20 protein-coding genes and 1 pseudogene are annotated in these 19,647 nt (G+C 72.8%); 19 read left to right on the top strand and 2 right to left on the bottom strand.

Translation table 11 applies throughout. The annotated features are described in order from the left end of the window. The first annotated feature begins 181 nt into the window (after positions 1-181). The 6 genes from ACYVGT_RS14310 (at position 182) to ACYVGT_RS14285 (ending at position 3,379) form a co-directional block, all read left to right on the top strand. A complete protein-coding gene (locus ACYVGT_RS14310) occupies positions 182-853 on the top strand; it encodes a GyrI-like domain-containing protein (protein ID WP_460858217.1) in 672 nt (223 codons plus the stop codon). 178 nt (positions 854-1,031) lie between these two features. Then, positions 1,032-1,712: a hypothetical protein gene (locus tag ACYVGT_RS14305; protein ID WP_460858215.1), complete on the top strand. Its 681-nt coding sequence runs from the start codon at positions 1,032-1,034 to the stop codon at positions 1,710-1,712. Further along, complete coding sequence (locus ACYVGT_RS14300) at positions 1,709-2,029, top strand: transcriptional regulator (RefSeq protein WP_460858213.1); 321 nt, start codon at positions 1,709-1,711, stop codon at positions 2,027-2,029. The genes ACYVGT_RS14305 and ACYVGT_RS14300 overlap by 4 nt, the downstream gene beginning before the upstream one ends. A 131-nt stretch (positions 2,030-2,160) precedes the next feature. After that, positions 2,161-2,772, top strand: coding sequence for a hypothetical protein (locus tag ACYVGT_RS14295; protein ID WP_460858211.1), 612 nt, complete (start codon positions 2,161-2,163; stop codon positions 2,770-2,772). A gap of 13 nt (positions 2,773-2,785) precedes the next feature. After that, entirely contained in the window at positions 2,786-3,076 is a 291-nt protein-coding gene (locus tag ACYVGT_RS14290; RefSeq protein ID WP_460858209.1) for a hypothetical protein, read from the top strand. Positions 3,077-3,109: 33 nt separating this feature from the next. After that, positions 3,110-3,379, top strand: coding sequence for a hypothetical protein (locus tag ACYVGT_RS14285; RefSeq protein ID WP_460858207.1), 270 nt, complete (start codon positions 3,110-3,112; stop codon positions 3,377-3,379). Between the two features lie 101 nt (positions 3,380-3,480). On the opposite strand, the gene ACYVGT_RS14280 is transcribed toward ACYVGT_RS14285, so the two are convergent. After that, positions 3,481-5,133 carry an ABC-F family ATP-binding cassette domain-containing protein gene (locus tag ACYVGT_RS14280; protein ID WP_460858205.1) on the bottom strand — a complete coding sequence of 551 codons (1,653 nt, stop codon included), beginning with the start codon at positions 5,131-5,133 and terminating at the stop codon, positions 3,481-3,483. A gap of 580 nt (positions 5,134-5,713) precedes the next feature. On the opposite strand from ACYVGT_RS14280, the gene ACYVGT_RS14275 reads away from it, so the two are divergent. From ACYVGT_RS14275 to ACYVGT_RS14265, 3 genes are all read left to right on the top strand, one after another. Then, positions 5,714-7,147 carry an APC family permease gene (locus ACYVGT_RS14275; protein WP_460858203.1) on the top strand — a complete coding sequence of 478 codons (1,434 nt, stop codon included), beginning with the start codon at positions 5,714-5,716 and terminating at the stop codon, positions 7,145-7,147. Positions 7,148-7,262: 115 nt separating this feature from the next. Next, positions 7,263-8,036, top strand: a complete 774-nt coding sequence (locus ACYVGT_RS14270; RefSeq protein ID WP_460858201.1) for an SDR family NAD(P)-dependent oxidoreductase — start codon at positions 7,263-7,265, stop codon at positions 8,034-8,036. A 95-nt stretch (positions 8,037-8,131) separates the two neighbouring features. Further along, entirely contained in the window at positions 8,132-8,902 is a 771-nt protein-coding gene (locus ACYVGT_RS14265) for a crotonase/enoyl-CoA hydratase family protein (protein ID WP_460858199.1), read from the top strand. Positions 8,903-9,101: 199 nt separating this feature from the next. Here the strand turns inward: ACYVGT_RS14265 and tnpA are convergent, their stop codons facing one another. Then, complete coding sequence (gene tnpA / locus ACYVGT_RS14260) at positions 9,102-9,530, bottom strand: IS200/IS605 family transposase (RefSeq protein ID WP_460858197.1); 429 nt, start codon at positions 9,528-9,530, stop codon at positions 9,102-9,104. A gap of 23 nt (positions 9,531-9,553) precedes the next feature. On the opposite strand from tnpA, the gene ACYVGT_RS14255 reads away from it, so the two are divergent. The 10 genes and pseudogenes from ACYVGT_RS14255 to ACYVGT_RS14210 all read left to right on the top strand — a co-directional run bounded on the left by ACYVGT_RS14255 (position 9,554) and on the right by ACYVGT_RS14210 (position 19,519). Next, on the top strand, positions 9,554-10,705 hold the full coding sequence (locus ACYVGT_RS14255) for an RNA-guided endonuclease InsQ/TnpB family protein (protein WP_460858195.1): 1,152 nt from the start codon (positions 9,554-9,556) through the stop codon (positions 10,703-10,705). A gap of 200 nt (positions 10,706-10,905) precedes the next feature. After that, positions 10,906-12,144 carry an ABC transporter ATP-binding protein gene (locus ACYVGT_RS14250; RefSeq protein ID WP_460858193.1) on the top strand — a complete coding sequence of 413 codons (1,239 nt, stop codon included), beginning with the start codon at positions 10,906-10,908 and terminating at the stop codon, positions 12,142-12,144. A 187-nt stretch (positions 12,145-12,331) separates the two neighbouring features. Next, positions 12,332-13,552, top strand: coding sequence for a polyamine ABC transporter substrate-binding protein (locus ACYVGT_RS14245; RefSeq protein WP_460858191.1), 1,221 nt, complete (start codon positions 12,332-12,334; stop codon positions 13,550-13,552). Between the two features lie 5 nt (positions 13,553-13,557). Then, positions 13,558-14,529: an ABC transporter permease gene (locus ACYVGT_RS14240; protein ID WP_460858188.1), complete on the top strand. Its 972-nt coding sequence runs from the start codon at positions 13,558-13,560 to the stop codon at positions 14,527-14,529. 116 nt (positions 14,530-14,645) lie between these two features. After that, a complete protein-coding gene (locus ACYVGT_RS14235) occupies positions 14,646-15,422 on the top strand; it encodes an ABC transporter permease (protein ID WP_460858186.1) in 777 nt (258 codons plus the stop codon). 140 nt (positions 15,423-15,562) lie between these two features. Next, positions 15,563-16,045, top strand: a complete 483-nt coding sequence (locus ACYVGT_RS14230; protein ID WP_460858184.1) for a hypothetical protein — start codon at positions 15,563-15,565, stop codon at positions 16,043-16,045. Positions 16,046-16,217: 172 nt separating this feature from the next. After that, positions 16,218-16,676 (top strand): annotated as a pseudogene (locus tag ACYVGT_RS14225) (N-acetylmuramoyl-L-alanine amidase); the annotation flags it as partial. Positions 16,677-17,155: 479 nt separating this feature from the next. Next, positions 17,156-17,359, top strand: a complete 204-nt coding sequence (locus tag ACYVGT_RS14220) for a cold-shock protein (RefSeq protein WP_460858182.1) — start codon at positions 17,156-17,158, stop codon at positions 17,357-17,359. Between the two features lie 295 nt (positions 17,360-17,654). After that, positions 17,655-18,632, top strand: coding sequence for an ABC transporter ATP-binding protein (locus tag ACYVGT_RS14215; protein WP_460858180.1), 978 nt, complete (start codon positions 17,655-17,657; stop codon positions 18,630-18,632). Positions 18,633-18,637: 5 nt separating this feature from the next. Further along, positions 18,638-19,519 (top strand): ABC transporter permease, encoded by an 882-nt coding sequence (locus ACYVGT_RS14210; RefSeq protein ID WP_460858178.1) that lies wholly within the window; start codon positions 18,638-18,640, stop codon positions 19,517-19,519. Positions 19,520-19,647: the final 128 nt, after the last annotated feature.

The following is a 19,647-nucleotide window of genomic DNA, read 5'->3' as shown; positions in this document are numbered from 1 at the left end:
AATGTGCACGGCGAGGACACTCACCTGGCGTGCGCGCAGGCAGACTGCTCCCGGGATCCCCTTGCGCCGGACCCTCTGATGAGGACCGGGGCAGATGGGGCGCAGGGCCGCTCTTGCGGTGCTGAAGGTTTCCCGTTGACCGGGTGGGCGGGCAGACTGGGAGGCCCCGGAGAGGAGCAGTATGGGCCGGGTGCCCGCGGAGGATCTGCTGCGGATCCACGCGCCGCTGTACCGGGCCGGGGCGAAGCCGGCCCTCGTCGACGTGCCGCCGCTTCCGTACCTGATGGTCGACGGGACCGGAGCGCCCGGCGGTGCCGCGTTCCGCGGCGCGGCCGGCGCGCTGATCGCCGCGGCCCGCGGCGTGCGGTCCGTGCTGGCCGACTGGAAGCGCGTCGACTGCCGGCTCATGCCGCTCCAGGGACGCTGGTGGCCGGAGCCGGAGGGCAGCGCGGCGAGTGCCCCGGCCCCGCCCGGCGGCGGCCCCGCAACGTGGCGCTGGACCCTCATGATCCTCCAGCCCCGCCAGGCGGGGCCCGACGTGGTCTCCGCCGCGTTCGACGCCGCCCGCGCCGAGCGTCCGGCCGCGCCGATCGACCGCGTGCGCCTCGCCGTACTCGACGAAGGGCGCGCCGCGCAGATCCTCCACGTGGGCCCGGCCGACGACCAGCCGCACACGCTGGAACGCCTCGCCCACTTCGCCGCGCACCAGGGCTACGCCTTCTGCGGCCCGCACCACGAGGTCTACCTCAGCGACCCCGCCGCAACTCCGCCCGAGCGGATGTCCACCATCCTCCGCTACCCGGTCGAGCCCGCCGAGCCCGAGCACGCCAGGCCGGGCCCACTGCACGTCTAGCGGCGCCGCACGGGCCGGACGGCGCGGCCGCCTCCGGCCGCCCCGAAGAAAAGGTCTGTATTGCAAACCAAAGAGTCGCGGCGTACCGTCGGATCATAAAGGTCTGCAGTGCAGACTCAAGAGTGAGGCGCGGACCCCGCGATCGGCCACGCGCAGAGAGTTGCGAAGGAGAGCACTGGTGAACCCCTCGATCGACCCGGCGCGGATGGACCGCATGATGGCGGTGACATCGCAGTTCAACGGATTGCGCGGCCTCATGGTGGTGCCGGTGGGCATCGCCCTCGCCGTCTCCGGAGCCGGCCACTTCGCCGGCCTGTCCGAATGGACGCTGCCGGTCCTGGCCCTCGGCCTGCTCGCGATGATCCCGACGAGCGCCTATTACCGGCGGCGCTACGGAAGCGTGCGCCGCAGCAGCGCCGTCGAGGGCACCGTCCTCGTGGCGGTGGTCCTGGCGCTCTTCATCGGCTTCGGCATCGGCGTCACCCTTCTCGATCTGCAGGACGGCCCGCTGTGGCTTGCGGGCGTGCAGATCGGGCTGGTGCTGGTGGTGGTCGGCCTCTACGGCTGCGCCGCCCGGCGCAAGTGGCGCGACGCCCGCATCACCCGCCACTATGCGGTGATGGGTGCCGTTCTCACCGCGGCGGGGCTGTTCCCGCTCGGCCTCTTCACCGGGGGCACGCATCCGCTCAACGCCTCCGACGGCCTGCAGAACGGGTCGCCCGTCTTCGCGCTCGGCATCTGCTTCATCATCGGCGGGCTGCTGGACCACCGCACCCTCGACCGCGCGCTCGCCGCTGTGTCCGTCCGCGGAGCCGGTGCCGGCGGCGACGCCGGCCCGAACGGACAGGGACACCCGTGACCGACGAGACCGCCGGCGGCCTCCCCGACATCGACAAGGTCATCCACGAGCCGGCCCGGCTGACGGTGGCCACCGCCCTGCTCGCGGCCGACGGCGCCGACTTCCGCTTCCTGCAGACCCTGACCGGCCTGACCAAAGGCAACCTCTCCAGCCACCTGCACAAGCTGCAGGACGCCGGGATCGTCGCCCTTACCCGCTCGGGCGCCGGCCGCACCGCACGCACCTGGGTCGAACTCACCCCGGACGGCCGCACCGCCGTCGCCCGCCACTGGGAGCAGCTCGACCGCCTCCGCGGCCTCGCCCAGGGCGGCCTGTAGGGCCGGCGCCCGCGCCGATGCGGTGCCCGACCGCGGTATCGGCCGCCCCGGAAACGCCGATACCCGCCGCTGATTCAGCGGATAGGAGCGTTTTCCGGCGACGGGGTGATTGCGCCGCTACGGTCCGTTCCGTGAGACAGGAGAAGAAGCGCGGCCTCGGCTACGCACACGAGACGCGGGTGCAGTTGTTCCGCGATGACCCGGAATGTGCGGCGCACCTGGTCACGCGCGTTCTCGGCCGGCAGCTGCCCCACTATGACCAGGCGGTGCTGCACAACGCCGACCTCGGCGAGACGCAGCCGGTCGAGCGCCGTGCCGACGTGGTCATCGGCCTGCTCGACAGTGCAGGGATCGCCGAGCGCGAGGACTCCGGGCGGACCGAGATGGTGCTGGTGGTGGAGGTGCAGACCTCCTACCGGCGGGACAAGGTGTTCCAGTGGCTGGAGTACGCGGCGGTCTGCGCCGAGCGGCACAAGTGCGGTGTCGGCCTGGTCGTCGTCTGCACCGACGAGCCCACGGCCGAGCGCTACGACCGGGAGTACGACTGCGGATCGCTTGTGCTCCGCCCGTGGGTGGTGGGCCCGCAGACGCTGCCGGCGCCGAGGGACGAGGAGGAGATTGCAGCCGACCCCTCGCTCGCCGTCCTCGCCGCCGCGGCCCATCAGGACGTGCCGGGCATGATCGAGACGTTCCTCCGCGGGATCCGGCACCTGCCTGACGAGGAGTTCGCGAAAGTACGCTGAATACACGCTCACCTTGCTGTCGGGCGAGGCGCTGCAGGAGATGAGGAAGGCGATCGGGATGGGGCCGATCCGGTTTCACAGTCCGTACTCCGACCGGTTGCGCGAGGAGGGGCGCGAAGAGGGGCGCGAAGAGGAGGCCGTTCAGCAGCTCCGCGCGCGGATTCTGGATGTGCTCCATGCTCGGGGGATCGCAGTGGGTGCGGAGCAGCAGCAGCGGGTTGCGGCGTCGGCCGACCGCGACGAGTTGGAGCGGTGGCTCGGGCGGACTTGGACGGCCGAGACCGCCGATGAGATCTTCAGCTAGCGGCGGACTCCGGACACGGGAGGGGCGGCCGGGATGGGGCCGATCCGGTTTCACAGTCCCTACTCCGACCGGTTGCGCGAGGAGGGGCGCGAGGAGGGGCGCGAAGAGGGCCGCGCCGAGGGCCGTGCCGAGGAGGCTCTGATTCAGCTGCGGGGGCGGATCCTGGATGTGCTCCAGGTGCGGGAGATCGCGCTCAGTGCGGAGCAGCGGCGGCTGGTCGGCGAGTCCACCGATGCCGACCGGCTGGAGCTGTGGCGGGAGCGGACGTGGACGGCCGAGACCGCCGATGAAGTCTTCGGTTAGGGCGTGCCAGGGCGCCGCGCAGCAGGACAGGTGTCCACCCAACACGCCCTAGCGACTCGGCCCAGTGCGGGGCGCTGGTTCGGCCCCGCACTGGCGCGGCGTCAGGGGACCGGACGGCCCTGGGCCAGATGGAGCTGGGCGCCGGTCCAGCGGCGGCGGAGCCAGCGGTCGTGGCTGGCGATGACGACGGCGCCCGGGGCGGTCTGCAGGGCGGCCTCCAGTTCTTCGGCGAGCGAGAGCGATAGGTGGTTGGTGGGCTCGTCGAGCAGCAGCACCTGCGGCTGCACCGCGATGAGCAGGGCCAGCGCCAGCCGGCGCCGCTGGCCGACGCTGAGCAGTCCGAGCGGCCGGTCGGCATCGCCCGGGGCGATCAGTCCCAGGTCGGACAGTGGCGGGGCGCCTGCCGGGGCAGCAGCGGCGTAGCGGGCCCGCGGCGTTGCCTCGGGATCGCGGAAGACCACGTCCTGCTCCAGCAGGGCGACCTTCGCTCCGCCGAGCCACTGCACCGCGCCCTGGGGCCCCGGGTCGAGCCGCCCGGCCAGGACCGAGAGCAGTGTGGACTTGCCCGCGCCGTTGGCGCCGGTGACCAGCAGGCGGCCGTCGGCCGGCAGGTCGAGCTCGTCGAGCCGGAGCCGGTCCCCCACGTCGATGCGGCGAGCGGTCAGGGCCAGCCCGGAGGCGGGTGCCTCCCCGGTGAGCGTCCCGGAGAACGACAGGGGCCGCGGCGGCTTGCGGACCTGGGAGCCCTCCAGCTCGTCCAGCCTGCGCTGGGCGTTGCGGATCCGGCGCGACACCTGCTTGTCGACGCGGCTGCCCTTGAAGTCGTAGAGGATCTTGGCCTGGTTGCCGCGCGGCCGCCCCAGCGAGACGTTGCGCGCCGTGGTCTGCACCGACTCGCGCAGCTCCTTGAGCTCCTCCTGTTCCGCGGCGTAGCGCTGCTCCCAACGGGCCCGCTCCTTGCGCTTGGCCTCCAGGTAATAGGTGTAGGCCCCGCCGTAGGACACCGGGCCGTCCACCGCCGGGTCGAGGTCGAGCAGCCCCGTGCAGACGGCGTCTAGGAACGCGCGGTCGTGCGAGGCCAGCACCACCACGCCGGGCAGCGCCGTGAGGTACTCCTCCAGGAAGCCGACGGCGTCGTCGTCCAGGTGGTTGGTGGGCTCGTCGAGTAGGAGCGCGCGCGGCCGACGGATCAGCAGCGCGGCCAGCGCGAGCCGGCTGCGCTGCCCGCCGGACAGCGCTCCGACGCTGCGCTCGCGGTCGGTGCCGCCGAGCCCCAGCCCGGCCAGCACGAGCTCTGCGCGCTGGTCGGCGCCCCACACGTCCAATGCTTCGGCGAGTGCGAGGGTCTCGGCGTAGTCGGCCGTGGCGGCCGAGTCCGCGCCGTCCAGGGCGGACGCCCGCTCGCTGAGCAGGCGCTCGACTTCCCGGGACGGCGCCAGGGCCGCCTCGACGACGCCGGCGATGGTGTCGGCGTCGGTGAACGGCGCCTCCTGGCGCAGGTAGCCGGTTTCCGGCGGCCGCTCGACGGTGCCCCCGTCGGCCTCGACCTCACCGGCCAGCAGGCCCAGCAGCGTCGACTTTCCGGCGCCGTTCTCGCCGACCAGGCCGAGGCGCTGGCCGGGCGCCGCGGCGAGCGCGACACCGTCGAAGACGGGCCGCCCGCCGTAGGACTTGGCCAGGTCGGCCGCGCGCAGCAGCGGGGCGGAGCCCGCGTCGGCCACTTCTGCGACGAGATCGAATCGGGTGCGTGACAAGCGGCAGCCTCCACGGTTTCCATCGTGGCGGGTCGCGCAGAGGCGTCCGGGACAGCGCGATCGGCGCGCCGGGCACCGCAGAGGTGCACCGGACGGCTGCGTCGAGACCACGCCGGCTTCTTCCGGACGGGGTTCCCCGCGGCGGATCCGCGGAGGACCGGCCGCATACAGGGAGACGCACCGGGAGGGGCTGCTCCAGCCGCTGGTATCGGAGGGATCCTCCGGCAGGGCGAGCGCCGCGCGTCCCGGTGCGTGGTCTCGACGGTTAAATGCGCATGTCTCCAGAGTAGGTGCCTGTGCCCGGGCAGGCAAAGCATTTTCGACGTGCTCCGATGCACGCCGGGCCGTCGGCCGGAGCGCCGCCGGCGGAAGGCCCAGGACTCACCGGCCGGCGTCTCCGGGCCCGGATGCGGGCCCGTGCAATCGGGCCTTCTGGCCGAAGACTTTTGTGGAGAACGGAGTATTTTTCCCCGCCCTTCCGTGAAACAACGCCGGAATGGACTCTTGCGAAGGTGGCCGCCCAGGGGCCTAAATGTCCCCCACCAGTTCACCTCCCCAGCGACCGGATGGAACCCCCACCATGTCCGAAACGACGACTTCGGAGGCGTCCGGCGGCTCCGGCTTCCTCAAGGTCCTCGGCCGCACCGACGTGCTGGCCCTGGCGTTCGGAGCCATGATCGGCTTCGGCTGGATCGTGCTGACCGGCGACTTCATCAGCGCGGCCGGCACCGCCGGCGCCGCGCTCGCGTTCGTCATCGGCGGCGTGATCATCGCGTTCGTCGGCTTCACCTACGCCGAGCTCGTCTCGGCCATGCCGCACGCCGGCGGCGAGCACCACTACGCCATGCGCGCACTGGGCGGCAAGGGCGCCTTCATCGCCTCCTGGGCGATGGTTCTCGGCTACGTCTCCGTCGTGGGCTTCGAAGCCGTCGCCGTGCCGCAGACCCTCCTCTACCTCTTCCCCGACCTCGGCGCGTTCCCGCTCTGGACGATCGCCGGGTACGAGGTGCAGGGCAGCCTCGTGGCGCTCGGCATGCTGATCGCCGCCGCCATCACCCTGGTCAACTACATCGGCATCCGGCCCGCCAGCGTCTTCCAGGCGGTGGCCGTCCTCTTCCTGCTGGCCGCCGGCGCCGCCATGCTCGTCGGGTCGTTCGCCGGCGGCTCGGCCGAGAACATGGAACCGCTGTTCACCGGCGGGGTGTCCGGCATCTTCGTGGTCCTGGTGGCCGTGCCGTTCCTGTTCGTCGGATTCGACGTGATCCCGCAGTCGGCCAGCGAGATCAAGCTGCCCTACCGCCAGGTCGGTACGCTCCTCGTCGTCTCGGTCGCCTGCGCCGCGGCCTGGTACGTGCTCATCATGCTGACCGCCGGCGCCGGCCTGACCGCGGAGCAGCTCTCCGCCTCCGACCTCGCCTCGGCCGACGCGATGGCCGCGCTGTGGAACAGCCCCGCGATGGGCAACGTCCTGGTGATCGGCGGCATCGCCGGCCTTCTGACCAGCTGGAACGCCTTCCTGATCGGCGCGAGCCGGCTGCTGTTCGCGATGGCCGAGTCGCGCATGCTGCCGCTGTGGTTCGCCCGCATGCACCCGAAGTACCGCACGCCGAGCAACGCCATCCTGTTCATCGGCGCGCTGTCGGTGCTGGCCCCGGTGTTCGGCGAGGCGATGCTCGACTGGCTGGTCAACGCGGGCGGCGTCAACATCGTCGTCGCCTACGTCGTGGTGGTCGTCAGCTTCCTGCTGCTGCGGCGCCGCGAGCCCGGGATGGAGCGGCCGTTCCGCGTGCCCGCCGGCGGCTTCGTCGGCGCAACCGCCCTGGTGCTCAGCGTCGGCCTGGGACTGCTCTACCTGCCCGGCCTGCCGGCTGCGCTCGCCCCGCCCGAATGGGTCATGGTCGGCGCGTGGTGGGCGTTCGGCGCCCTGTTCCTGCTGCGGCTGCCGAAGGTGCGCCCCGGTGCCGGCGCCGAGCAGCGGCTCATCGCCGCGGTCGAGGCCCGGTCGCGCGGCTGATCCGGCTGATCTGATCCGCCTGCCGGGTGGCGCTCCGGTGTGCCCGGCGGGCCGGAGGCAGCAAAACCGAACCCCGTTCTAGTGCGGTCGGGGTTCGGTCGGTAAGGTTCCGCACATGGATCTGAATGGAGTTTCCGCCATCGTCACGGGCGGCGCGAGCGGCCTGGGTGAAGCGACCGTCCGGCAGCTGGCCGACGCCGGGGCGACCGTCGTCGTCGCCGACCTCAACGCCGAGCGCGGCGAGGCAGTGGCCAAGGAGGTGGGCGGCCTCTTCGCCCTCACCGACGTCTCCGACGAGGCCCAGGTGCAGGCCGCCGTCGGTGTCGCCACCGGCACCGGCAAGCCGCTGCGCGCGGCGGTCGCCTGCGCCGGCATCGGCTGGGCGACGCGCACGGTCAACCGGGACGGTGTCCCGCACGACCTGGAGAGCTACCAGAAGGTCATCCAGGTCAACCTGATCGGCACCTTCAACCTGCTGCGGCTGTCGGCCGCCGCCATGGCCACGACCGAGCCGGCCAACGCCGACGGCGAGCGCGGCGCGATCGTCAACACCGCCTCGCTGGCAGGGATCGAGGGCCAGATCGGCCAGATCGCCTACTCCTCCTCCAAGGGCGGCGTGATCGGCATGACCCTCCCGGCGGCGCGCGACCTCGCCGCGATCGGCGTCACGGTCAACACCGTCGCGCCCGGCATCCTGGACACCCCCATCTACGGGCAGGGCCCCGATTCGGAGGCGTTCAAGGAGCGGCTCGCCGCCCCGGTGCCGTTCCCCAAGCGGCTCGGCACCGCCGACGAGTTCGGCCGCCTCGTCCGCTCGCTGCTGGAGATCAGCTACATCAACGGCGAGGTCGTCCGCATCGACGGCGGCCTGCGGATGCCCCCGAAGTAGCGTCCCGCCCCGCCGGCCGGCGCAGCCGGGTGCCGAACGGCACCGCGCAGCGGCCGGCGCCGACCCGCCCGCGCACGCAGAGGACAGGAGGGCCCATGGCCGAAGAGACGCCCGTGCACTACGAGGCGGCCGACGGCATCGCCGTCATCACCATCGACCGCCCGAAGGCGAAGAACGCGGTGAACGCCGCGGTGGCCCAGGGCATCGCCGACGCGCTGGACGACCTGGACGCCCGGGACGACCTGACCGTCGGCATCATCACCGGGGCCGGGGGCACGTTCTGCTCCGGCATGGACCTCAAGGCGTTCATGAAGGGCGAGGTCCCGGTGGTGGAGGGCCGCGGTTTCGCCGGGTTCGCCCAGCGCCCGCCGCGCAAGCCGCTGATCGCCGCGGTCGAGGGCTACGCCCTGGCCGGCGGGTTCGAGGCGGTGCTCGCCTGCGACCTGGTGGTCGCGGCCGAGGACGCCCAGTTCGGCATCCCCGAGGCCAAGCGCGGCCTCGTCGCCGCCGGGGGCGGCCTGCTGCGCCTGCAGCACCGCATCCCGCGCAACATCGCCATGGAGTTCGCGCTGACCGGCGACTTCGTCGGCGCGCCGCGGATGGCCGAACTGGGGCTGGTGAACGCGGTCGAGTCCAGCGGCGAAGCGCTTGCGGGAGCCCGCCGCCTCGCCGCGCGGATCGCCGCGAACGCCCCGCTCGCGGTCGCCGTCTCCAAGGAGGTGATCGGCGCCTCCGCCGACTGGCCGCAGGCGGAGATGTGGGCCCGGCAGGACGCCGTTACCGGCCCGGTCTTCGTGAGCCACGACGCCATGGAGGGCGCCGCCGCATTCGCGGAGAAGCGCACGCCCAACTGGAAGGGCGCCTAGGGCAGCAGCCCGACCGCTTCCGCCCCCGGATCCGGCCCCGCCGGGCCGGGGGCGCACGCGTTTCCGCGAACGCCTGCCCTGGCGCGCCCCGCACCTTGTGCGCGCGCTGCAGGGCCTGGAATAGTCCTCAACCAGTTCTAGCGAGGAATCCGGGTCGTTCACGGCCGGGAGGAATCGCTTCCCTCGCCCGTCCGGACGGTCAGTCCGGGCGTTTCTGTTGGTCGATGTATTCGGCGATGACCGATAGCGGGGCGCCCCCGCACGATGCTGCGAAGTAGGACGGCGACCAGAAGTGGGTGTCCCACAGAAACCGGCGCACGTGGTCGGGGAACTGCTTGCGCAGGTAGTGCGCTGAGGTGCCCTTGAGTCGGTTGACCAGCGTCGAGATCGGGATCTTGGGCGGGTAGTGCACGAGCAGGTGGACGTGGTCGTCCTCGCCGTTGAATTCGCGCAGCTCCGCTCCCATGGTCTCGCACACGCCGCGCATGGCCTGCTCGCAGTGGTCCAGCATCGGGCCGGCAAGCACACCGCGCCGATACTTGGTGACGAAGACAAGATGGACATGAAGGTTGAATAAAACACTGCGTCCGCGTCTGATATTGGGGTCTGGTTCCCACCGCGGTGACATAGATAAGACGGTAACCTGGAAGGGTGAAGATCGTCGTGCAGGTGAAGCTGCTCCCCGACGCCGTACAGGAGAGGGCGCTGTGGGAGACGCTGAAGCTGTGCAACCAGGCAGCCAACCACGCCGCCCAGCGGGCGCACGAGGCCGACGTGAAGGCCAAGGCGCCGTTGCAGCGTCTGGTCTACGACGAGGTCAAGGCCATGGGTCTGTCAGCTCAGCCAGCGATCCACTGCGTGCGCAAGGTCGCCGGGTCCTATGCCACCGTTGCGGCCAACCTCAGGGCCGGGAACTACGGATGTGAAGGCTCCAAACGGCGCACCCGGGTGGAGAACACGCCGGTGCGGTTTCGCAAGGACGCCGCACAGCCGTTTGACGACCGGTGTCTGTCCTGGCGACTGGACGCGCGCACCGTGTCGGTCTGGACCGTTCAGGGGCGCATGAAGGATCTAGCGTTCACCGGCTCACCGGACCAGTTGAAGATGCTGGCTGAATATCGCCAGGGCGAGTCCGATCTGGTCCGACGTGGCAACAACTGGTACCTGTACGCCACGTGCGAGGTGCCCGAAGCCAACGAGTACACGCCCGGGGACTTTCTCGGCGTCGACCTGGGCATCGCCAACATCGCCACCACCTCTGACGGCACTATCCATTCTGGCGGGCACACGAACAATGTCCGTCATCGGCACCGTCATTTGCGCAGGCGGTTGCAGAGGAAGGGAACGAAGTCCGCCAAGCGTGTGCTGCGCCGGCTGTCGGGCCGTGAGGCACGGTTTGCAGCTGACACCAACCACCGCATCGCCAAATGCATCGTGACCGAGGCTCAACGCACCTGGCGCGGTATCGCCCTGGAAGACCTGGGCGGCATCCGCAAGAGGGTACGGCTACGCAAGCCCCAGCGGGTCACGCTGCATTCATGGCCCTTTGCCCGACTCGGGTCCTATATCGCCTACAAGGCGAAACGGGCCGGGGTCCCGGTCGTCTATGTCGATCCCGCCTACACCTCGCAGGAGTGTAGCGAGTGCGATCACATCGATAAGAAGAACCGGCCTGAGCAGGCCACATTCGTCTGTACGTCGTGCGGCTTCGCTGAGCATGCCGACGTCAATGCAGCCCGCAACATCTCCTCGCGAAGTGTCGCGGGCTGGGCAGTGAGTCACGCTGCCGACGACGCGGCCTAGCATCCACCCTCCAGGTGCGAGCTAGAGCCGCAAGCTCGGCCCTTCAGGGACGAGAAGCTGACGCACTCCGGCTACGGCAAGGACTTCTCGCTGTACAGCCTGGAGGACTACACGCGCGTCAAGCACGTCATGAGCTACTTCGGCCGCGACTGACCGCCTTCGGGGCGGGGACCTGCCGGGGCACGACAAAGGGAGCGCGCGTGGACGGGGGACAGCAGTCCGGGGAGCACGCGTCGGCTGCGCCACCCCCGCGATCGGACGGGGAACAGGGCTCCACCCGCCCCGGTGACCCGGCCGAAGGGCCGCATGCCTCGGGGAGCACCGGGGGCCAGGCGCCGACCGGCGGCACCGCTCCCGCGGTCGCCGTGCGCGGCCTCGCCAAGGCCTTCGCGACTCGCGCCGGACCGGTCACCGCCCTGAACGGGGTCGACCTGTCCGTTGCTCCGGGCGAGTTCTTCTCGCTGCTCGGCCCTTCCGGCTGCGGCAAGACGACCCTGCTGCGCTGCATCGCCGGGTTCGAGGAGCCCGACGCGGGCGCGGTCCTGCTCGGCGGCAGCGACGCCGCGGGCGTGCCGCCCGAGCGGCGGCCGGTCAATACGGTCTTCCAGAGCTACGCGCTCTTCCCCCATCTCTCGGTGCGGGACAACATCGCCTTCGGCCTCCGCCGCTCCGGCGTGCCCCGCCGCGAGGCGGCCCGCCGGGTGGGCGAGGCCATCGATCTGGTGGAGCTGGGCGGCCGGGAGCGGGACCGGCCCGACCGCCTCTCCGGCGGCCAGCGGCAGCGGGTCGCGCTGGCCCGCGCCCTGGTGAACCGGCCCCGCGCACTCCTGCTCGACGAGCCGTTCGCTGCGCTGGACCCGGTACTGCGCCGGTCGATGCGGCGCGAGCTCACGCGGATCCAGCGCGAAGTCGGCATCGCGTTCGTGCACGTCACCCACGACCAGTCGGAGGCGCTCGCCCTCGCGGACCGCCTGGCGCTGCTCGCCGGCGGCACCGTCGTGCAGACCGGCACCCCCGCCGAGGTCTACGAGCGGCCCGCGTCCCGCTTCGCGGCCGGCTTCCTCGGCGCCGCCAACCTGCTCACCGGTACCGCCGAGGCGGGCGCCCCCGCCGGCTGGACCGACGTCCGCGTCGGCGGGGGCAGGGTCCGCGCCGCCGGCACCACCGCTCCCGGCGCCGCCGTCCATCTCACCGTGCGGCCGGAGAAGATCGCCCTCAGCACCGAACCCCCGGGGGACGGCGGCGGGCTCTGCGCCGTATCCGGCACGGTCCGCGAAGCCGACTACCTCGGCGGGACCACCCAGTACACCGTCGACGCCGAAGGGGTGCAGATCGCCGTGCACGCGCTGAACACCGGCGGGCCGGGCACCGCCGTGCAGCGCGGTGCGCCGGTCTGGCTGAGCTGGCGGCCCGAGCACACCCGCACCCTGCCCGAGTGAGGCCGGGTCCGCCGCCCGGCCCAGCGGCTGTCCGGTCTCGGCCGGACCGCCGGGCCGGGACCGCGCACCGCACGGACCGGGTACGACGATGCGCGAGCGGATCGCCCTGGCCCGCCGCCCGCCCGCCCCGCCCTGCCGGGCGGCACCCCGCAGCCCGCCAAGCCCCCCGAATGAAGGAGGAGCCCCCGTGGCCCGCCCCCGCTCCACCCCTGTACCCCCGCCGCGCCCGGGCCGCCGCGCGGTCCGGCGCGGCGCCGGGCTCGCGGCCGCGGCGTGGGCGCTGGCCGGCTGCGGCGTCGGCGGGAGCCGCGCGGAACCGGTGACCGCCGCGGAGTTCTGGGACGGCAAGGAGTCCTCCGGCCGGCTCTCCTTCGCGAACTGGCCCCTCTACATGGACCCCGAGCGGGCCCCGCTCGCCGCGTTCACCGAGGAGACCGGCATCGCCGTCGACTACGACGAGGCGGTCCAGGAGAACCACTCCTTCTACGGCAGGATCCGGCCCGCGCTCGAGGCCGGCGATCCGGTCGGCTACGACCTGATGGTGCTCAGCGGCGGCATCGAGCTCACCCGCCTCCTCGCGCAGAACCACCTCGCTCCGCTCGACCACCGAATGCTGCCCAACCTCGGAGCGCACGTCGCGGACCGCTACAAGCGGGCCGCCTACGACGAGGGCAACCGGTACACGGTCCCCTACGCCTCCGGCATCACCGGCATCGCCTACAACCCCGACTACGTCGACCGGGAGATCACCCGCATCGCCGACCTGTGGGACCCGGAGTTCGCCGGCAAGGTCGGCATGCTCGCCGACCCGCAGGAGCTCGCCAACTACGCGCTGCTGCTCGACGGGACCGCGCCCGCCGGCTCCGGCCGCGCCGACTGGGAGCGCGCCGCCGACCGGCTCACGGAGCAGCGCGACGCCGGCATCGTCCGCCGCTACTACGAGTCCGACTACATCCAGCCGCTCAGCAACGGCGACCTGTGGCTCTCCATGGCGTGGTCGGGCGACGTGCACCAGCGCAACGCCGAGGAGGGCACCCGGCTGGAGTTCGTGCTGCCGGACGAGGGCGCCACCCTCTGGAGCGACCTGATGATGATCCCCTACACGGCGGAGAACCCCGTCGACGCGGCGATGCTGATGGACTTCCTGCTCGCGCCGGAGACGGCGGCGCAGCTCGCCGCGGAGATCGCGTTCATCACGCCCGTCCCCCAGGCACGCGACGTGCTCCGCGAACGTGCTGCCGCGGACGGCGTGTCCGACGCGGAGCGCGCCGAACTGGAGCGCACCGCCGACAGCCCGCTCGTCTTCCCCGCCGCCGACGACTACGACCGGCTGCACGACTTCGTCCCCGTCCCGCTGGAGCAGGCCGAGGACTTCACCGCCCTCTTCCAGTCGGTCACCCGGTCCTGACCGCCGTGGACGACCGATCGCCGCCGCGCACCGGCGCGGAGCTGCAGCGCAGCGGCCCCCAGGGCGGCGCGCGCCGCCGGCCGCCCGGGCAGCAGGGCGGTCCGGGCGCCGGCCCCGCCGGGCCGCGGGGCGCCCGCGCCCTTCCGTACCTGCTGGCCGCCCCGGCCTGGCTGTGGCTGGCCGCGTTCTTCATCGTGCCGATGGGGGCGATGCTGTCGCTGTCCCTGATGGACGGCGATTCCGTGCAGGGATACGCCCCGGCCTGGAACACCGGGGTCTACGCCGAAGTGTGGGCGGCGCACAGCGGGCAGATCGCACGGTCGCTGCTGTACGGCGCCTGCGCGACGCTGGTCTGCGCCGCCGTCGGCGTCCCCACCGCCTACTGGATCGCGTTCCGCAGCCGGCGCAAGGGGCTCTGGCTCTTCCTGATCCTGCTCCCGCTGCTCGTGCCCTTCGTGCTGCGCATGGTCTCCTGGCAGGCGCTCCTCGCCGACGACGGCCTGCTCCTGGGCCCGCTGAAGGACCTCGCCCTGCTGCCCGGCGGGGCCCGGGTCCTGACTACGGCGCCCGCCGTCGTGTTCGGTCTGGCGCACACCTTCTTCCCGTTCATGGTGCTGCCCGTGTACACCGTGCTCGCCCGCGTCGACGGCACCGTGGTGGAGGCGGCCCGCGACCTGTACGCCGGCCCGCTGCAGACCCTGCTGGCGGTGGTGCTGCCGCTCGCCCGGCCCGGAGTGGCGGCCGGCGCGATCATGGTCTTCGTCCCCGCGGCGGCCGACTACGTGACCGCCGAGACGCTCGGCGGCGCGCACACCGCCGTGGTGGGCTCGGTGATCGAGGACCGGTACCTGGTGGACCACGCCTATCCGGCGGCCGCGGCGCTGACGGCTCTGGTACTGGTCCTGCTGCTCGCCGCGGTGATCGCGGCGGTGCGGGTGCCCGCGGTGCGCGCCGCCGTGCCGGAGGGCGCCCCGTGAACGGCAGCGGCAGGGGCGGCGGCCAGGGAAGCGGCACCGGAACCGCGCCCGAGCGGCCGCGCGGCCCGCGGAGGAGGGGCGGCCGGTCCGGGCCCCGGCCGGCGCGCGGCCGGCGGATGCGCCTGCCGCGGCGGCCGTGGGGCGGCCTCGGCGTCGCGGCGGTGGCGGTGTGGATGTGCGCGCCCGCCGCCTTCATGGCGGTCTTCGGGTTCAATGACGCCGCGGGCCGGTACAACGTCACCTGGCAGGGGTTCACCCTGCGCTGGTACCGGGACGCCTTCGCCCACGCCGACCTGAACCGGGCCCTGCTGACGTCGCTGGCCATCGCCCTGCTCACGATGGCCGTGGCGGGGATGCTCGGCGCCCTGCTCGGCCTGGCGCTGGGCCGGCACCGGTTCCGCGGCCGGGCGGCGACCGAGGCCGCGCTGTTCGCGTCGATCGCGGCCCCCGAGGTGGTGCTCGGCGCGGGACTGCTCTCGCTGTTCCTCGCGCTGAACATCGCGACCGGGTTCTGGACGACCGTGATTGCGCACGTCGCGTTCGCCCTGCCCTTCGCCGCGCTCACCGTCCGGGCCCGGGTCCGGACACTCGACCCGGCGCTGGAGGAGGCCGCCCGCGACCTCGGCGCCACCCCCGCCGCGGCCTTCCGCCTCGTCACACTGCCGCTGCTGGCGCCCGGTATCGCGGCCGGCGGGCTGGTGGCGTTCGTGCTGTCGCTGGACGACTACATCGTGACGTCCTTCGTCAGCGGCACGACGACGACGTTTCCGCAGTGGATCTGGGGCAGCACCCGCGTCGGCATCCCCCCGCAGGTCAACGTGGTGGGGACGCTGCTCCTCGCCGCGGGCCTGGCACTGGCCGCCGGCAGCGCGCTGCGAAGGCGCCGCCGCTGAGGCCGCCCAGCGGCCCGGCCCCGGCTGCTCCGCACCGCTGTCCCGGCAGTACCCGGGGTGATCACCGCTCTTGGCAGTGCACGTGCACGTGTGCTTCCATGCTCCCGGGGACGGGGGCTTCCCGAGTCCGGGGGAGGGGCATGAACGTGACGGCTTCGGACCGCGCCGGTACGGCACCGGCGCTGACCATCGCACTGCCCGGGGGGTTCGCCGACTGGCTGGCCGGTGCGGCGCCGTCCTTCGACGACGACCTCTTCCACGCCTCCGCGCGCAGCGCGATGGCGCACGCCCGGGTGTATCCCGGCGGCGAAACCGAGGTCACCTGCGATGTCGGCGGGCTCTGCGTGATCGGTGAGCAGGCGTACCGGCTGGCGCACACCCCCGGCATCTCCGACGCGCTGCACGACGCCGCCATCACCGCGCTCGACCGCTTCCACTCCGCCATGGACACCTGGAACGGCCGTGCGCCCGGCGGCGCCGGCGGTCCGGACGCCTCCGCCCCGGTGCGGCCGGTGCACGCGAAAGAGGGCATGTGTGTGGACTGCGGGGGCAGCGGCCGCGCTCCCAGCGGCGAGGCGTGCCCGCAGTGCCGGGGCACCGGCCGCATCCCCACCGGCTGGTAGCCGACCCCTTCCGGCCAGCCAAATCGTACGGCTCTGCGCTGCGCCGGGTGCCCTGCGTGTTTAGTTCTTGACGTTCCGTTGAATGAATGCTGGTGCGCGGTTGGTCCGGACTATCTCCCGCGCACCGGTACGTCCACGGGCCCCGCGGCCCGCAGCGGAAGGGAGCAGCAGCATGGTGGCGATTGTTCCGCGGTCGGAGTGGGGTGCGCGCTCGCCGCGCTCGGTGACCGAAACGACCTGGGGAGGCCGCACCGGCTTCACGGTGCACTACTCGGAGGGGCCCACCAGCCAGACGCCCCGCCAGATCCAGGACTTCCACATGGACGGCAACGGCTGGGCCGACGTTGGCTACAACTTCCTCGTCGACACCGACGGCACCGCCTACGCGGGGCGCGGCTGGCTGGTGGTCGGCGCGCATGCGGCGCCGCACAACACCACCCACATCGGGGTCTGCTTCATCGGCCGCGACGGCGACGCCACCGACGCCGCCAAGACCACGATCCGCGCCCTCTACGACGAAGCGAACGACAAGGCCGGCAAGACCCTCGACCAGACCTACCACGGCGGGCTGTCCGGCAACTCGACCGACTGCCCGGGCGCCGACCTGCGGGCCTGGGTGCAGGACGGCATGAAGAAGCCCTAGTGCATGGCTGGCGGGCGGCGTCCGCCGCGGGGCAGCTCCTCAGGCGGCCGCCCGGCGCCTGGACGCTGGCCCGCCCGGTGCCGCCCCGCGCAGCTGAGCGCCCGGTGAACAGCGGTGCGGATGACCGGAACCCCGGAATTCGGCTTGATCGTCTGGCGGGCCGACGCCCCGGAGAATCCGGTCTGACCTGCGCGTTCGATGCCGGGGCGGAGGGATGCCCGGAGAACGGCCGGGGTGCGCCTGTGCCAAGGGGTGTTTCCGCGGGGCAGCGGGGAATAGAGTCGCGCGAGAGACGTTGTACAGGCTGGTCGTGAATCTGTGTATGTGTTTGACCTTGTGTTGACGCTCGCGGAGTCGTCGCGGGCGCCTAGCTTCTGCCGGGAACGGTGGGGCGCGCCACGTCTCGAAGTGCGATCAGGAGGCCCGGAAGTCGGGTCCTCCACCCATCGACCTGTCAGGAGGCAGATATGGCTCAGGGAACCGTGAAGTGGTTCAACGGCGAAAAGGGCTTCGGCTTCATCGCCCAGGATGAGGGCGGCCCGGACGTCTTCGTTCACTACAGCAACATCCAGGGATCGGGCTTCCGGAACCTCGAGGACGACCAGCGCGTCGAGTTCGAGGTCACCCAGGGCCCGAAGGGTCCGCAGGCCGAGCAGGTCCGCGGCATCTGATTCGGGTTCGGGGCCGGGCCAGTCCCGGCCGCCCGTCTGGGCGGTGCCACCGCTGGCGGGCTGCGGCGCAGCAGCGCCGCGGCTGACGGCAGCGGCCGGCACCGGATCGAGACACCGGTCCCCGAGCGCGGCTCCGGGGACCCAGCGGCGCCCCCGCCTCCAGGAGAGGCGGGGGCGCCGCCGTGTGCGCGGCCGACCCATGACATCCGTCATGGAGCGGGCGTTACGAATCGCCGCCGGCACCGGTGACGCGCGCGTCTACCGGCACCGGCGCCGCCGGCGAGACGCTGGCACCATGACCACACCACAGCGGGGGCGCGGGGGCGGAGCCGCGGCCATCAGCGTGCGGGGCCTCCGCCAGTCCTATGGCGACTTCGAAGCGGTGCGCGACGTGTCGTTCGAGGTCGGCCGGGGCGAGCTGTACGCGCTGCTGGGGACCAACGGTGCCGGCAAGACCACGGTCATCGAAACCCTGGAGGGGTTCCGGCGGCCCGGTGCCGGGGCGGTGCGCGTCTTCGGCATCGACCCCTACGGCCAGCCGGCCGCGCTGCGCGAGCGCGTCGACGCCGTGCTGCAGAACTCCGGCCAGTTCCCCGAGCTGACCGTCCGCGAGACCGTCGACCTCGCCCGCGACCTGTGCGCCGACCCGATGGGCACCGCCGAGGTGCTGGCGATCACCGGGCTGGAGGAGCAGGCCGGGGTCGTCGTGCGGCAGCTCTCCGGCGGGCAGCGGCGCCGGCTCGACCTCGGCACCGCGCTGCTCAGCCGGCCCGAGGCGCTCTTCCTGGACGAGCCCACCGCGGGCATGGACCCCGCTGCGCGGCGTGCGGCCTGGGAGGTCGTCTCCGGCGCGGTCCGCGGCGGCGCGGCGGTCGTCCTGACGACCCACTACCTCGAAGAGGCCGAGCGGCTCGCCGACCGGATCGGCATCATGCACCGCGGACGCATGCATGTCTCCGGCACCCTCCGGTCGATCGTCGCCGAGCGCGGCGACCGGATCGGCTTCGCCCTGCCGGACGGCGTGCGCGCCGGCGATCTGCCCGCGCTCGAAGGCGCGCAGCCGGACGTGGAACTGCGCGGCGCCCGCGCCTGGGTCGGCTACACCGTGCACGGCGGCGACACCGAGCTCCGCGCCCACCGCGCGCTCGCCGCGCTCGTCGCCTGGGCCGAGCGGTTCCGGACCGGCCTGCCGCTGCTGGAGGTGCGGCCGGCGACGCTGGAGGACGCCTTCCTCAGCGTCGCCGACGGCACCCGCGAGCTGGCGGAGGGCTGACGGCCGTGGCGAACGCACCAGAGGCGGCGGAGGCGGCCGTGTCCGCCCGGACGGGGGACCGGGCGGCCGCGGCGCGTCCACCGCGTACCCCGGTCAGCCCGCTCCGGCAGCTGCTCCGCCTGGCGCGGGTCGAGATGCTGCTCTTCTACCGCTACCGGACCGCGGCCTACACCGCCGCCACCCCGCTCATGTTCCTCCTTCCCGCGCTCGCGCTCAGCGGCGACGGCCCCCACGGGATCGACCAGCGCGCCTTCGCCATGGCACCGGTGCTCATGCTGGCGCCGATGACCCTGGGGATCATGCACATGCCCACCGTGTACGCGGCCCGCCGCGAGTCGATGCTGCTGAAGCGGTACCGCGCGGCCGGCGTGCCCGCATCGGCGCTGTTCGGGGCGACAACACTCAGCGTGGTCGCGGCGGTCGCCGTACTGACCGGCGTGATCGGCGCCGCGGTCGCCGCCGCCGGCGGCGCGCTGCCGGTCCACCCGGTGCTGCTGCTCCTGGGGATCCTGCTGTGCACGGTCGTGTTCTGCCTGCTGGGCCTGTCCGTGACCCGCCTGGCCCGCAACGCCGAGAGCGCGCAGCTGGTGTCGGTGCTGCCGTTCCTGCTGCTCTTGGCGGCCAGTGGCAGCTTCGTTCCGCTGACCGGGCTGCCCCAGCTGCACACCGCGCTGTCGTTCCTGCCCATGCTGCCCGCCGTCGACCTGGCCCGCGCCGCCTACTTCGGGGTCGACACCTTCGCCGCGGCCCCGGGCGCGGCCGCTCCGCTGGCCGGACCCGAGGTATGGGCCGCCGCCGCTCCAGCGCTCGCCGTACTGACCGTCTGGATCGGGATTGCCGCCTGGATCCTGCGGTACTTCCGCTGGGACCCGCGCCAGGGCGGCTGAGCGGATGCTGTGCGCCATCCCCGTCCAGCGCAGGGGAAGCAGGCGCACGCCGGAGGCGTTCCGGGGGAGGCAGCCGGGTCAGCCGGCCGGATGCCGGCGCGGTCCGCGGCGGCGGCAGAGGCCTCCAG

Source organism: Nocardiopsis coralliicola, from assembly GCF_054779695.1.
The sequence above is the reverse complement of the archived record's forward strand: the minus strand, read 5'-3'. Positions and strand labels throughout refer to the sequence as shown.

Coding starts and splice junctions, on each gene's coding strand:
- ACYVGT_RS14220 (WP_460858182.1), top strand. CDS start 17,156: ATGGCTCAGGGAACCGTGAAGTGGTTCAACGGCGAAAAGGGCTTCGGC.
- ACYVGT_RS14310 (WP_460858217.1), top strand. CDS start 182: ATGGGCCGGGTGCCCGCGGAGGATCTGCTGCGGATCCACGCGCCGCTG.
- ACYVGT_RS14285 (WP_460858207.1), top strand. CDS start 3,110: ATGGGGCCGATCCGGTTTCACAGTCCCTACTCCGACCGGTTGCGCGAG.
- ACYVGT_RS14270 (WP_460858201.1), top strand. CDS start 7,263: ATGGATCTGAATGGAGTTTCCGCCATCGTCACGGGCGGCGCGAGCGGC.
- tnpA (WP_460858197.1), bottom strand. CDS start 9,530: ATGTCACCGCGGTGGGAACCAGACCCCAATATCAGACGCGGACGCAGT.
- ACYVGT_RS14235 (WP_460858186.1), top strand. CDS start 14,646: ATGCGCCTGCCGCGGCGGCCGTGGGGCGGCCTCGGCGTCGCGGCGGTG.
- ACYVGT_RS14215 (WP_460858180.1), top strand. CDS start 17,655: ATGACCACACCACAGCGGGGGCGCGGGGGCGGAGCCGCGGCCATCAGC.
- ACYVGT_RS14265 (WP_460858199.1), top strand. CDS start 8,132: ATGGCCGAAGAGACGCCCGTGCACTACGAGGCGGCCGACGGCATCGCC.
- ACYVGT_RS14275 (WP_460858203.1), top strand. CDS start 5,714: ATGTCCGAAACGACGACTTCGGAGGCGTCCGGCGGCTCCGGCTTCCTC.
- ACYVGT_RS14230 (WP_460858184.1), top strand. CDS start 15,563: ATGAACGTGACGGCTTCGGACCGCGCCGGTACGGCACCGGCGCTGACC.